The following is a 13,828-nucleotide window of genomic DNA, read 5'->3' as shown; positions in this document are numbered from 1 at the left end:
CCGGTCCGCGCCGCTACTTGGGTGCGAGCACCATCAGCATCTGCCGGCCTTCCATGCGGGGATAGGCCTCGACCTTGGCGACCTCGGCGGTGGCTTCCGCCACGCGTTGGAGCACCGCCATGCCGAGCTGGCCGTGGCTGAGCTCGCGGCCGCGGAAGCGCAACGTCACCTTGACCTTGTCGCCCTCCTCGATGAACTCGTGCACCTTCTTCATCTTGGTGTCGTAGTCATGATCATCGATGTTCGGACGCATCTTGATCTCCTTGATCTCCTGCGTCTTTTGCGACTTGCGCGCGAGGTTGGCCTTCTTCTGCGCCTCGTATTTAAATTTGCCGACATCAAGGAATTTGGCCACCGGCGGGTCGGCGTTGGGCGATACTTCGACCAGGTCCAGGCCAAGTTCGTTCGCCTGCGCCATCGCCTCGCGCGTGTACATAACGCCGAGATTCTCGCCCTCGTGATCGATCACGCGGACCTTGGGACTCTGGATGAACTCGTTGAACCGAGGTCCGTTCATCTGCGGCGCCTGCTGCGGCCGGCGCATCGTGGGAGGGGGTATGGAAGTTTCTCCTAGGATTTAAGTCTCGCCGATATAGCGCCTTCCGGGTTAACGTGAAAGGTCCGGCGGGGTCGCCTCGACACGCAATCGTTCGACGATTTCGGTCAACGCAACGAGTTCCTGCCCCTGGCTGCCCAATCGGCGGAGCGCGACGGTACTCTCGTCGGCTTCGCGCTTGCCCAGCACGAGAAGGTTAGGGATCTTGGCCAGGCTGTGCTCGCGCACCTTGTAGTTGATCTTCTCGTTGCGCAGATCGGTCTCGACGCGGATGCCCGCCGCGCGCAATCGGTCGGCGACCTCGCACGCGTAATCGTCGGCGTCGGACACGATCGTCGCCACCACCGCCTGTACAGGCGCCAGCCATAGCGGGAAGCGGCCCGCATGATGCTCGATCAGGATGCCGATGAAGCGTTCGAACGTCCCCAGGATCGCGCGGTGGAGCATCACCGGGCGGTGACGTTGACCGTCCTCGCCGACATAGGACGCGTCGAGGCGCTCGGGAAGCACGGTGTCGGTCTGGATCGTGCCGACCTGCCAAGTGCGGCCGATCGCGTCGGTAAGGTGGAATTCGAGCTTGGGGGCGTAGAACGCGCCCTCGCCGGGCAGCTCCTCCCACCCGAACTCGGGCGTGTCGCGGCCCGCCGCCCCGACCGCGTCGCGCAGCGACTGTTCGGACCAGTCCCACATCGCGTCCGACCCGAACCGCTTGTCCGGCCGGAGGGCGAGCTTGATGGCGTAGGCGTCGAAGCCGAGATCGCGGTAGACGCTGTCGAGCAGATCGCAGAAAGCGCGGACCTCGTCGATCAGCTGATCCTCGCGCACGAAGATATGCGCGTCGTCCTGCGTGAACTGGCGGACGCGGAGCAGGCCGTGGAGCGCGCCGTGCGGCTCGTTGCGGTGACAGCAGCCGAATTCCGCCATGCGGACAGGGAGGTCGCGGTAGGACTTGATGCCCTGGCGGAAGATCAGGACGTGCGCGGGGCAGTTCATGGGCTTGAGCGCCATCAGGTCGGCGTCGCCGGAGAGAACCGCGCCTTCATCCTCGGTGTTCGGGATCTCATCGGGGACCACGAACATGTTCTCGCGGTACTTGCCCCAGTGACCCGACTGCTCCCATTGGCGCGCATCCATCAGCTGCGGTGTCTTGACCTCGTGATAGCCCGCCGCGTCGAGGCGGCGGCGCATGTACGCCTCCAGCGCGCGCCAGATCAGATAGCCCTTGGGGTGCCAGAAGACCGACCCTTGCGCCTCGGGCTGGAGATGGAACAGATCCATGTCCTGGCCGATGCGGCGGTGGTCGCGCTTGGCCGCCTCCTCCAACCGGGTCAGATGCTCGCCCAGCTGCTTTTTGTTCAGCCAGCCCGTGCCGTAGATTCGGCTGAGCATCGCGTTCTTCTGGTCGCCGCGCCAATAGGCCCCCGACACACGCGTCAGCTTGAACGCCTGCGGATCGAGGCGACCGGTCGTGGGCATGTGCGGGCCCCGGCACATGTCGAGCCACTCGCCCTGCCGGTAGATGGTGAGCTCCTCGCCCTCGGGCAGCTCGGCCGCCCACTCGGCCTTGAAGCGCTCGCCCTGTTCGGTCCAGCGGTCGATCAGCTGGCCGCGTGTCCACACTTCACGGACGAACGGCTCGTTGCGCGCGATGATGCGGCGCATCTCCTCCTCGATCGCGGGCAGGTCCTCCTCGGTGAACTGCCGGTCCTTCGGCGCGAAGTCGTAATAGAAGCCGTCGGAAGTGGCCGGGCCGAAGGTGATCTCCGTGCCGGGATGCAGATGCTGCACCGCCTCCGCCATCACATGCGCGAAATCATGCCGGGCGAGCTCGAGCGCATCGGCCTCGTCGCGCGCGGTGACGAGCGCTAGGTCGGTGTCGCCGTCGAACGGACGGCCGAGATCGCGGAGGGCGCCGTTCACCCGCGCGGCCAGCGCCGCCTTGGCCAAGCCGGGGCCGATCGCCGCGGCGACGTCGCCCGGGGTGGTTCCGGGCGCGACCTCGCGGACGGAGCCGTCGGGCAGCGTGATGCGGAACATGGCGGTCATCGGGTCGAACTCGTTTCTCGGCTGTGCGGGTGCACCGAGCCTTATGTCGTGTCGTCCGCCATAGGCAAGGCGGACGGGGCGGTCACGCCACGCCGAATGGGACCACGCGGTTGGTCTGGGTGTGGCCGATGTCCGCCGCCCCGAGGAACGATACGCCCATCTCCGCGCACCAGCGCTTGACCATGGCGTCCAGCGGCTCGCCCCAGGGCGGGTCGTTGGGCTGGATGTCGGTCACCGCGCCAAGCCGGACGCCCGCCAATCCCTTGAGCTGGGTCGCGTGGGCCAATTGCGAAAGCATCCGGTCGACGCGGTAGAGCGGTTCGGACACTTCCTCGATCAGCAGCACATGGTCGGTGAGGTCGGGGAGCCAGGGCGTACCGATCATCGCGGCGAGGATCGACAGGTTGAACGCGGCGGCGGGACGGTCACCCAGCTCCGGCTCCAACCCCTTCCGGTCGCGCGAGATCATCCAGCCGAGCGAGCGGGCGACCGTGCGGTCGCCGCCCTGCCGGCCGATATCGATCGCCATGGGCCCGTGCGCCGGGCGGCCGATCCGCCGGGCGTAGAGCGCGCCGAGCAGGAACCCCATGTCGGAATAGCCGACGTAGGCCTTGTTGCGCGCGGCCGGGCCGAGGCGGGGCATGACGTGCCCAAGGATCCGGTTCGATCCGTAACCGCCGCGCGCGAACCACACCGCGTCGATGCCGGGGTCGTTCGCGACCTCCAGAAAAGCGGTGGCGCGGACAGCGTCGGAGCCGGCGAAATGACCCTCGCTGACGAAGCATTGCGGGTGGATGAGGAGTTCGACTTCCGGGTGCGTAATGGCCGCGAACGCGGAAACGCGCGACGCGACCAGCGGGTTGATCGGCTTGGCGGGGGCGACGACGGCGATCTTCATCGCGGCGCCATGTGCCGTTCCGAACTCCGGAAGTCGAGCGGCGCGAGGTCGGGCGGGAGGGCGCGGCTTGCCCGCCCGCCCCGCCCCCGATACCGCGCGCGGCATGGTGAACGAACAGCCTTGCTTCCTGGTCGGCGTCGGTGGGTCCGGCATGATGCCGCTGGCGATGATTCTGCGCGCGCGTGGGCTGGCGGTTGCGGGGTCGGACCGTTCGCTCGACCAGGGCCGCGTGCCCGCCAAGTTCGACGCCCTGCGCGCGCTCGGCGTCGAGCTTCACCCGCAGGACGGGAGCGGCGTGACGGACGCGGGCCAGCTGGTCGTCGCGTCGGCGGCGGTCGAGGAGACCGTACCCGACATCGCGGCGGCCAACCGGCTCGGATGCGCGCGCGCGTCGCGGGCGGAACTGCTCGCCGAGCTGTTCAACGACGCTGCGCTGCCGATTGGCGTAGCGGGCACGAGCGGCAAGTCGACAGTAACGGGGATGATCGGCTGGATCCTGCACGCGACCGGGCGCGATCCGACGATCATGAACGGCGCGGTGATGAAAAACTTCGTGCAGCCCGACGCGCCGTTCGCGAGCGCCCTGGTCGGCGCGGGACCCGCGTTCGTGAGCGAGGTGGACGAAAGCGACGGCTCGATCGCGCTCTACCGTCCGCAGGTGGCGGTGCTCAACAATGTCAGCCTCGATCATAAGGAACTCGACGAGTTGCGGATGCTGTTCGGCGACTTCATGGGCAAGTCGCGGACGGCGGTGGTGAACGCCGACAATGCGGACGCGGCGGCGCTCGGCGCAGCGCTGCCGCCGGGGCGCCTGACGGGTTTCTCGGTCGAGGGCGCGGGCGACCTCGTCGCACGGAACCTGCGCGAGGAGCCGTTCGGGGTGCGGTTCGATCTTCATGCGGGCGATGCGGTGGTGCCGGTCGCGTTGCAGGTGCCCGGGCGGCATAACGTATCGAACGCGCTCGCGGCGATCGGGGCGGCGATGGCTGCGGGCGTGACGCTCGGCGAAGCGGCGGAGGCCATCGGCGGGTTCAACGGGCTCAGACGACGGATGGAGCTGGTCGGCGAGGCGGCGGGCGTGTCGGTCATCGACGATTTCGGGCACAATCCGGACAAGATCGCGGCGACGCTCGACACACTCCATGCCTTTCCAGGACGGTTATTGCTGCTGTTCCAGCCGCACGGCTACGGCCCGCTCAAGGTCATGGGCCGCGAGCTGATCGCGACCTTTGCCGACACGATGCGGGAGGGCGACGTGCTGGTGATGCCCGATCCCGTCTATCAGGGCGGCACCACGTTGCGCGAGGTCGGGAGCAATGACATCGCGCGCGGGGTCGCGGCGGCCGGGCGCGACGCGCGCTACGTCGCCGACCGGGCCGAGGCGGCGACGATGCTGGTAGAAGCCGCGCGCCCGGGCGACCGGATCGTCGTGATGGGCGCGCGCGACGACACGCTCAGCCTGCTCGCGCAAGGCATGGTGCGGGACTTGGCGGCGCGTTAGTGCTCGCCGCCTGCCAGCGGCGCGAAGCGGGCGACCTGACGGCCGACGAGGCGCAGCTGCTCCAGCACCGCGGGGTCGCTCGCCCCGCCCTCATCGTCGAACTTGGTGATCTGCGTGTTGATCGCGGCGGCGAACGGCGTGGGCCAGCCGCGCAGCGCATGGACGATCGATCGGAGCGCGGCGATCGTCGATCCCGTCGCCTGCCATCCGTAAGCGGTCGCGATCAGCCCGACCGGCATGTCGGCCAGATAGGGCCGCGCGTCCCGGGCGGTCTCCTCGAGCAGATCGAGCGCGTTCTTCACGACGCCCGAGATCGAGCCGTGATAGCCCGGGCTGGCGATGATCAGCGCCGACGCCTCGCGCACCGTGTCGACGAACTCGCGCTCGTGGGCCGTGCGGGTGATCGCCTTGGGATCGTAGAGCGGCAGCCGCGCCATGTCGTCGCCTGCGAAGATGCGGGTGCGGAAACCCTGCGCGCATGCCGCATCGAGCGCGATGCGGAGCGCGCGCTCGGTCGACGAGACGGAGCCGATCGTCCCGCCGATGCCCACCACCAGCGGCTGTCCACCCGTCGTCTCCGTCAATTCGAACTCCTTCATCACAGCCGGGCGGCGCTTAGGCGCGCGCTGGTGGATTGGGAAGCGCGGGGGTAGAAACGCGGTGAACGCTGGTGTAGTAGATCACTAGCACAGTAGAGTGACGGAATGCGGCCTCATCCATTCGACACACAAGGCAGCGGGCGGATGCGGCGCGGGAGCGAGCCCGAGGCACTCACACCAATGGGAGCCGATCCGGTATTCGCACCCCGGGCTCCGGTCGGTCGGCCCTTGTGGGCGGGGTCGGACGAAGACCCGTACCGCCCGCAGCCGACACGGCGGCCGCGCCGCGCCTGGGCGCGGTGGACCGGGCGCGTGCTGGGCGTCGGCACCTTCCTGGTGATACTCGCGATCGCTTGGCTGGCGATCACCGCGCCGCTTTCGCGCTCGCTGCAGCCCCCTACCCCGCCCTCGATCACGCTGACCGACGACGGGGGTGCGCCGATCGCCAGGCGCGGTGCGGTGATCGGCCGACCGGTCGATGCAGCCGACCTGCCGGCGCATGTTCGGAACGCCTTTCTCGGGATCGAGGACCGGGGCTTCTACTCGCACTGGGGTATCTCACCGCGCGGCATCGCACGCGCGGCGTGGAGCAACTTCGGCGCGGGCGGGGTGCGGCAGGGCGGCTCCACGATCACGCAGCAGCTCGCCAAGAACGCATTCCTCGATTCGGACCGGACGGCGGCGCGCAAGATTCGCGAGATGATGATCGCCTTCTGGCTGGAAGCGTGGCTGACCAAGAACGAGATCCTGTCGCGCTATCTGTCCAACGTCTATTTCGGCGACAACACCTATGGCATCACCGCAGCGTCGAAGCATTATTTCGGGCGGACGCCGGCGAACCTCAACATCGGTCAGGCGGCGATGCTGGCGGGCCTGCTCAAGGCGCCGTCGCGGCTCGCGCCCACGAGCAACCTGTCCGGCGCGCGCAGACGTCAGGCGGTGGTCGTGGCGGCGATGGTCGATGCGGATTTCCTGAGCCCGAGCGAGGCGGCGCGGGTGCAGCCGCAGCGCGTCTTGGGCAAGCGGCCGGGCACGCTGCCGAGCGGCACATACTTTGCCGATTGGGTCCTGCCCGAAGCGCGCGACCGCGCGGGCGAGGTGCAGTCGGAGGCGACGGTCGAGACGACGCTGAACCGCCGCCTGCAACGCGCCGCCGAACGGAGCGTCCGATCGGCGGGCCTCGGCGGGCTGCAGACGGCGCTGGTCGCGATGCGGCCCGACGGGCGCGTGGTCGCGATGGTCGGCGGGCGCGACTATAAACGGTCGAGCTTCAACCGCGCGACGCAGGCCAGGCGCCAGCCGGGATCGACCTTCAAGCTGTTCGTGTATTTAGCGGCGCTCCGGTCGGGGATGACGCCCGCCTCGACGGTCGAGGACCGGCCGGTCGACATCGCCGGATGGAAGCCGCGCAACAATGACGGTCGCTATCTGGGGACGATCACGTTGGCGCAGGCCTTCGCGCGGTCGTCCAACGTGGCGGCGGCGCGGCTGACGCAGGATGTCGGCGTGCGCCAGGTGATCAAGGCGGCGCGCGATCTGGGTGTGTCGACGCCGATCGCCAACGAGGCGACGATCGGGCTGGGAACGTCGGGCGTGTCGCTGCTCGAGCTGACGGGCTCCTACGCGGCGGTCGCGGCCGGGCGCTATCCGGTCCAGCCGCACGGGCTGGCGCGGGCCGACGAGAAGAGCTGGTACCGGACGCTGACCGGTGGCGGGCGCGACATGCCCGAGCGCATCCATGCCGACATGCTGTCGCTGCTCGGCTCTTCGATGCGCGGCACCGGCTTCCGCGCGGCGCTGCCGGTGGAGTCGTTCGGCAAGACGGGAACGACGCAGGACGGACGCGACGCCTGGTTCGTGGGCTTCGCGGGCGATCTGGTGGTCGGCGTCTGGGTCGGGCGGGACGACAACCGTCCCGCCGGGCTGACAGGCGGCGGAGCGCCGGCGCGGATTTGGCGCGACTTCATGGGGCAGGCATTGAACATCGCGGCCGCGCCGCCGCCGCCGGTCGAAGAGGTGATCGACGGGAACGTGACGGAGGGCGATCTGCTGGAGGACGCGATTTCCGAAGTCGCGCCGGTGATCGCAGGCGAGCTCGAAGGCTTGGGAATCAACCTGAGCGTCGGCGAGGATGGATCGGTGTCGGTCAACCCGTCGCGCGACCGCCGTGAGGAGGTACCGTCGCCCGAGCGCGAGGAGCGACGGCCGCCCGAGGAGGAAGAAGAGTTCTAGTCGGTTGCCCTCGCCCCGCCCGCCCCCTACCCGCGCCGCCATGCGCTTCTTCTCCGACAATGCCGCCCCGGTCCATCCCCGCATCCTCGACGCGATCGCCGCCGCGAACGGGCAAGACACCGCCTATGACGGCGACCGGCTCTCGAAGCAGCTGGATGCGCGGTTCTCCGACTTGTTCGAGCGCGAGGTTCGCGTGTTCTGGGTGCCGACGGGGACGGCGGCGAACTGCCTGGCGCTGACGGCGATGTGCCCGCCGCATGGCGGGATCGTCTGCCACCGCGACGCGCACATCCAGAACGACGAGGGCGGCGCGCCCGAGTTCTTCACGCACGGCGCGAAGTTGATGCTCGCGGACGGCGATGGCGCGAAGCTGACGCCGGGCACGATCACGGACGTGCTCGACGCGATCGCGAACGACGTCCACCGCGTTCAGCCGCATTGCGTGTCGATCACCAACGCGACCGAATACGGCCGGGTATACCGCCCGGACGAGGTGGCGGCAATCGGCGAGCTGGCGCGAGGGCGCAGGCTCGGCTTCCACATGGACGGCGCGCGGTTCGCCAACGCGGTCGTCGCGACAGGGGCAAGCGTGGCCGATCTGACCTGGCGCGCGGGCGTGGATGCGCTGTCCTTCGGCTTCGTCAAGAACGGGGGCATGAGCGCGGAGGCGTTGGTGTTCTTCCGGCCCGAGTTGGCGCTCGCCACTGCGCAACGCCGCAAGCGCGGCGCGATGCTGCTGAGCAAGGGGCGCTTCCTGGCGGCGCAGATTTTGGCGCATTTGGAAGGCGACCTGTGGCTCGACTGCGCGCGCGGCGCGAACGCGGGCGCGGCGCTGCTCGCCGAGGCGGCGGCGGGGCGACTGGTCCATCCGGTCGAGGCGAACGAGGTGTTCCTTCGCCTCACACCGGACGAGGCCGCGTCGCTGCGGGCCCAAGGCTTCGATTTCTACGATTGGGGTCCGGGCGAGGTGCGGCTGGTCGTATCGTGGGATCAGGGCGCGGACGCGATCCGGCCGCTCGCCGACGCGATCCGCAGCTTGTGAGCGCGGCGCGGCCGCAATCTACCCGCCTTACGATCCTCCTTCCCTTTGCTATAGTTACGCTGATTTGGGGATCGACCTGGATCGTCATCCGCGACCAGTTGGGCGTGGTGCCCGCGACTTGGTCGGTCAGCTACCGGTTCGTGGTCGCCGGGCTGGTCATGTCGGCATGGGCGCTGTGGCGGCGCGATCCTTGGACGCTCGGCGCGCGCGGATGGCTATTCGCGGCGGCGACGGCGCTGCTGCAATTCTGCGGCAACTTCAACGCGGTCTATCAGGCGGAACATTATATTACCTCCGGGCTGGTGGCGGTTACGTTCGCGCTGCTGCTCGTGCCCAATGCGCTACTCGCGCGCGTCTTTCTCGGCCATCGCTTGGGCGGGCGGCTGATCGCCGGGTCGGCGGTGGCGGTTGCGGGTGTGGCGCTGTTGTTCACGCACGAGATCCGCGTCGACCCGAACGGGCCGGCCGTGGTCGCGGCCGGCATCGCCTGGACGCTGCTCGGCGTGCTGGCGGCATCGGCGTCGAACGTCATGCAGGCGACCGCGACCGCCCGCTCCTTCGCCCCGGCACCGCTGCTGGCCACCGCGATGCTACTCGGCGCGGCATTCGACGCGGCGCTCGCCTGGACGCTCGACGGGCCGCCGGTGTTCGAATGGCGCTGGGGCTACGTCGCCGGCATCGTCTATCTGGGCGTATTCGCGTCGGCGGTGGCCTTCACCCTCTACTTCGGAATCCTACGCGTAATCGGCCCCGCCAAAGCCGCCTATTCGAGTGTGATCGTGCCGGTGATCGCGATGCTGCTGTCGACGCTGTTCGAAGGCTATCGCTGGTCGGCGCTGGCGGCGGGCGGCGCGGCGTTGACGGGCGTAGGCCTGGTGATCGCGCTCAGCACGCGCAGGCCGACGCGGTAGTCGGGGTAGAGCGGCGTCCAGCCGAGCACGCGCTTGGCGCGGCCGTTCGCGATACGGCGATTCTCAGCGTAGAAGGCGCGCGCCATCGGGGATAGCGTCCCGATCGGCTTGAAAGCGGGCGGTTCGAGGCCGAGCAGGCGCGCGGCGAAGGCGATCACGTCGTTCTGCGCGCAAGGATGATCGTCGGCCAGATTATACGCGCCCGGCGGGGCGGTGAGTGCCGCGAGCACGCCCGAGACGATGTCGTCGACATGGACGCGGCTGAAAACCTGGCCGGGGCTGTCGACCAGATGCGCCTTGCCCTCCGCCACGCGGTCGAGCGCGGAGCGGCCCGGGCCGTAGATGCCCGGCAACCGGAACACGCGCGCGCCGAGAGCGAGCCAATCGGCATCGGCGCGGGTACGCGCGGAACGACGACCAGTGCCTATTGGGGTCGCCTCGTCCACCCATGCCCCGCCCGTATCGCCGTACACGCCCGTCGAGGACAAATAGCCGAGCCAGGCGGCGCTGCGCGCGAGCAGCGGGCCGTAGGCGAGGAGGACAGGATCGGCCTCGTCCTCGGGCGGCACCGACGAGAGGACGTGCGTCGCGCGGACTAGTTCCAGGCCGACCGCGCGCGCATCGTCGAAGCAGACCGTGCTCGCCCGTCCGTCGCGCGTAGTCGCGGCGACCGTGCCCCCTTGCTCGGAATACGCCGCCGCGACACGGGTTGCGGTATAACCGAGGCCGAAGATCAAGAGATGCACCGCCCTACCGCGCCATCGGACCCTTATAGCGCGTGCCGAAATAGTCGCCCTTGACCCAGCGAGGGCGATCCGGAGCATCGGCCAGCGCCTTGGCGATAGCATGGTTGACACGCACGAAATTCACCCCCGCCGTCCAGTCGATCGGCTGGTCGATCTGGTCGCCGGGCTGGTGGTAGTTCGCTTTCAGAAAGCGCGCGGTCGCCGCCGCCCCGTCGCCGCCGGGGCCAGGCGACAGCGAGACCGCCGGCACGCCCTGGCGCACGAAGCTGTAATGGTCGGTCCGCACGAAGCTCGCCTGCTCCGGCTCTGGATCAGGGACGAGCGCGAAGCCCTGCGCGCGCGCAGCGGCGGCGGTGACCGGGCCGATGCCCGACCGGTCCGCGCCGAACGCGACCAAGTCGCGGAAGCGGTAGGTCAGGATCGGCATGTCGAGATTGACGTTAGCGACCACCGCCGCTTTGGCCACCGTCGGATAGGTCGCGAAATAGTCGGAGCCGATCAGCCCCTTTTCTTCCGCCGTAACCGCGACGAATAGGATCGACCGCTTCGGCCGCGCGCCGCGCGCCTGGAAGCGGCGCGCGACCTCCAGCATCGACGCGATACCGATGGCGTTGTCCATCGCGCCGTTGTTGATCGCGTCGCCGTTCACGGGTCGTGTCACGCCTATATGGTCGAGATGACCCGACAGCACGACATACTCTTGCCTAAGCTTGGGGTCGGAGCCGCGTAAGGTCCCGACGACGTTGCTGCTCGGCAGCCGCTCCAGCGTGAAGCGCTGCCGGGCCCCGAGCGTCGCGGCGAGCGGACCGGTCGGCACCGCGCGGCCCGCCTTGTCGGCGGCGAGCACGTTGCTCCAGTTCAGCTTCGACCCGGCGAACAGCTTGGCCGCGCCTTCCCAGCTCATCACCGCCAGCGTCGGCGCGCCGCCATCGCGCGGGCGGCCGTCGGGCCCCGCCCAAGTGACCGCGCGCGCGTCCCAATTACGGTGGATGGTCGCGACCGGGATGACGCCGCGGCTCTGGTTCGACTCGATGAATATGACGCCCACCGCGCCGCGCGCGGCGGCGATACGCGCGCGGTCGGCGCGGTTGCCCAAATGCGCGGCGACCTCGGACGGCGGACCCTTGGGACCGCTATAGAACATCGCGACGACCTTGCCGCGCACGTCGAGGCCTCGGTAATCGTCGAGCCCGAGCGCCGGGTCGACCACGCCGTAGCCTGCGAAGACCACGGGCGCGGACAGGTCGATCGCCGCGGCTCTAGGCGTCGAGCGGAGCGTGTAGTCGGTCCCGAACACGAGCGTCTGCGCCGCGCCCGCGCCGGTCAGCGTCATCACCGGCTCGGCCGAAGGCTTGGCGACGACGAGCGGGACGGCTTGGAACCAGCCGTCCTTCGCACCGGGTTCCAGCCCGGCCGCGCGCATGCGTTCGGCGACATAGGCGGCCGCCTTGTCGTAATCGGGCGTCCCCGCCTCGCGGCCGCGCAATTCGTCCGACGCGAGATAGGCCACGTGCGCTTTAAGCGCGGCCTCCTCGGGCGAGAGCGACACATCAGCCGCCATCGCGGGCGCGGCCGCGAGCAGGACCGGGAGCAGCAGGCGCATCGTCACTTTCCCATCCGTCCCTTGAACAAGGTGCCGAAATAGTCGCCCTTGTTCCACACCGGCCGCTCGTCCGCGTCCGCGACCGCGCGGGCGATGGCATAGTTCACGCCGACGAAGCGCGGCCCTTGGCTCCAGTCGATCGGCAACGTCACCTCGTCGGAAGGCTTGTGGTAGTTGCTGAGGAAGAAGGCGTCGTACGCCGCCTTACCCGGACCCTTTTGCCCCGGCCACAGGAATACCGACGGCACGCCCTTCTCCACGAAGCGGAAATGGTCGGAGCGGACGAACAGCCCCTGCTCGGGCAGCGGGTCGGGCGACATGGTGACGCCTACGCTCGCAGCCGCATCGCGGACGATCGGGCCGAGCGTCGATCGGTCCGCGCCGAACACGATCATGTCCTCGAACCGGTAGGTCAGGATCGGCATGTCGAGGTTCACGTCCGCGACGATGTTCGCGAGCGGCACGGTCGGGTGGTTGGCGAAATAATCGGAGCCGATCAAGCCCTTCTCCTCGGCGGTGACGGCCAGGAACATGACGGTTCGGCGCGGCTGTTTCGGATCGGCTTTGAAGCGCTTGGCCTCCTCGATCAGGCTGGCGATGCCCATCGCATTGTCCATCGCGCCGTTGTTGATGCGGTCGCGCGTGGGCTCGCCCGTGCCGACAGGATCGACGCCGATATGGTCGAGATGCGCGGACAGGACGACGACCTGGTCGCGGAGCTTGGGATCGGAACCGGGGATCAGGCCGACGACATTGCTCGACAGCGCGGGCGCGAAACTCGTGCGCGTCGCGATCGTCATCGTGCCCGGTGCCGAGAGAGGCTTGAAGCGCGCGTTCGCGTCGCCGGCCTGCTTGGCGATCGGACGCCAAGCAGGCCCGAAGATCTTGGCCGCGCCCGCTTGGCTCAGCGTACCTAATTGAGGCGTGTCCGGCGCGTCGGTCGCGCCTGTGCCGTCGGGCTTGGCCCACGTGTAGCGCGGGCGGTCGGCGTTCGCGACGAGCGACGCGAACGGGCGGCGCGCCTCCGACTGCGCGCTGTTGATGATCAGGAGGCCCGCCGCGCCGCGCCGGGCGGCGGCCTGCGCCTTGGTCGAGGCAGATCCGTGGAACGCGCGTTCCTCGCCGTCGAAACGGGCAGGCGCGCCGCCGAACACCGCGACGATCTTGCCGCGCACGTCGGTACCGGCGAAGTCGTCATGGCCGTAGGTGGGCGCGTCGACGCCCCAGCCGGCGAATACCACCGGCGCGGTCAGGCGAGTTTCGCCGCGCGCGGGGTTCGGGCCGGCGATGTAGTCTTGGCCGTGGACGAGCGGCGTCCGGCCAACCGATGCTTCGGGCGCGCCCTCGAGCTTGTAGGCGACAAGCGGTACGCGCTGAAGATAGCCGCCCTCCTCGCCGCCGGGCCGGAGGCCCGCCGCGTAGAACTGAGCCGCCACATACTGCGCGGCGATGTCGTATTCGGGCGAGCCCGCCTCGCGGCCGCGCATCGCGTCGGAGGCCAGGAACAACACATGCGCCTTCATCGCCGCCTGATCGGCGGGCAGCGGTGTGGCCGCTAGTGCATTCAGCTGCGCGACCGTCCGGGCGGGTGTGGCCGACGCCGGCTTGGCTGGCGGAGTTTGGGCTGCGTGATCGTGCGCCATAGCGGTCGTCGCGGAGGCGGTCAGCGCAAGCGCCAAGGGTAAGCGGTACAT

Annotated in this window: 11 protein-coding genes; 4 read left to right on the top strand and 7 right to left on the bottom strand. The window is 69.2% G+C overall.

The genetic code is table 11. The features are described from left to right. Window positions 1–13: 13 nt before the first annotated feature. The 3 genes from infC to ACFE7F_RS02610 all read right to left on the bottom strand — a co-directional run bounded on the left by infC (window position 14) and on the right by ACFE7F_RS02610 (window position 3,500). Window positions 14–544 (bottom strand): translation initiation factor IF-3, encoded by a 531-nt coding sequence (gene infC, locus ACFE7F_RS02620; RefSeq protein ID WP_375402282.1) that lies wholly within the window; start codon window positions 542–544, stop codon window positions 14–16. 63 nt (window positions 545–607) lie between these two features. Next, window positions 608–2,602 carry a threonine--tRNA ligase gene (gene thrS / locus ACFE7F_RS02615; protein ID WP_375402281.1) on the bottom strand — a complete coding sequence of 665 codons (1,995 nt, stop codon included), beginning with the start codon at window positions 2,600–2,602 and terminating at the stop codon, window positions 608–610. An 82-nt stretch (window positions 2,603–2,684) separates the two neighbouring features. Beyond that, window positions 2,685–3,500, bottom strand: coding sequence for an LD-carboxypeptidase (locus tag ACFE7F_RS02610; RefSeq protein WP_375402280.1), 816 nt, complete (start codon window positions 3,498–3,500; stop codon window positions 2,685–2,687). A 103-nt stretch (window positions 3,501–3,603) separates the two neighbouring features. Here ACFE7F_RS02610 and ACFE7F_RS02605 point away from each other — a divergent pair, with 103 nt between their 5' ends. Then, window positions 3,604–5,001, top strand: a complete 1,398-nt coding sequence (locus tag ACFE7F_RS02605; protein ID WP_375402338.1) for a glutamate ligase domain-containing protein — start codon at window positions 3,604–3,606, stop codon at window positions 4,999–5,001. Here the strand turns inward: ACFE7F_RS02605 and ACFE7F_RS02600 are convergent. After that, window positions 4,998–5,600 (bottom strand): NADPH-dependent FMN reductase, encoded by a 603-nt coding sequence (locus ACFE7F_RS02600; RefSeq protein ID WP_375402279.1) that lies wholly within the window; start codon window positions 5,598–5,600, stop codon window positions 4,998–5,000. The genes ACFE7F_RS02605 and ACFE7F_RS02600 overlap by 4 nt on opposite strands. A 105-nt stretch (window positions 5,601–5,705) precedes the next feature. Here ACFE7F_RS02600 and ACFE7F_RS02595 point away from each other — a divergent pair, with 105 nt between their 5' ends. From ACFE7F_RS02595 to ACFE7F_RS02585, 3 genes are read left to right on the top strand one after another with little or no spacing between them, the layout of a single operon-like run. Next, window positions 5,706–7,832 (top strand): transglycosylase domain-containing protein, encoded by a 2,127-nt coding sequence (locus tag ACFE7F_RS02595; RefSeq protein WP_375402278.1) that lies wholly within the window; start codon window positions 5,706–5,708, stop codon window positions 7,830–7,832. Window positions 7,833–7,872: 40 nt separating this feature from the next. Then, window positions 7,873–8,874 carry a threonine aldolase family protein gene (locus ACFE7F_RS02590; protein WP_375402337.1) on the top strand — a complete coding sequence of 334 codons (1,002 nt, stop codon included), beginning with the start codon at window positions 7,873–7,875 and terminating at the stop codon, window positions 8,872–8,874. Next, window positions 8,871–9,785, top strand: coding sequence for a DMT family transporter (locus ACFE7F_RS02585; RefSeq protein ID WP_375402277.1), 915 nt, complete (start codon window positions 8,871–8,873; stop codon window positions 9,783–9,785). Before ACFE7F_RS02590 ends, ACFE7F_RS02585 begins: the two co-directional genes overlap by 4 nt. Here the strand turns inward: ACFE7F_RS02585 and ACFE7F_RS02580 are convergent. The 3 genes from ACFE7F_RS02580 to ACFE7F_RS02570 are packed head-to-tail and all read right to left on the bottom strand — an operon-like array spanning window position 9,695 to window position 13,828. Continuing rightward, entirely contained in the window at window positions 9,695–10,531 is an 837-nt protein-coding gene (locus ACFE7F_RS02580; RefSeq protein ID WP_375402276.1) for an NAD(P)-dependent oxidoreductase, read from the bottom strand. The genes ACFE7F_RS02585 and ACFE7F_RS02580 overlap by 91 nt on opposite strands. A 4-nt stretch (window positions 10,532–10,535) precedes the next feature. Further along, window positions 10,536–12,134 (bottom strand): M20/M25/M40 family metallo-hydrolase, encoded by a 1,599-nt coding sequence (locus tag ACFE7F_RS02575; RefSeq protein WP_375402275.1) that lies wholly within the window; start codon window positions 12,132–12,134, stop codon window positions 10,536–10,538. A gap of 2 nt (window positions 12,135–12,136) precedes the next feature. Beyond that, complete coding sequence (locus ACFE7F_RS02570; RefSeq protein WP_375402274.1) at window positions 12,137–13,828, bottom strand: M28 family metallopeptidase; 1,692 nt, start codon at window positions 13,826–13,828, stop codon at window positions 12,137–12,139.

The sequence above is a fragment of the uncultured Sphingomonas sp. genome (assembly GCF_964235535.1).
Taxonomy (GTDB): Bacteria; Pseudomonadota; Alphaproteobacteria; order Sphingomonadales; family Sphingomonadaceae; genus Sphingomonas.
Note: the sequence above shows the minus strand (reverse complement) of the source record. Positions and strands in the feature narration are given on the sequence as shown.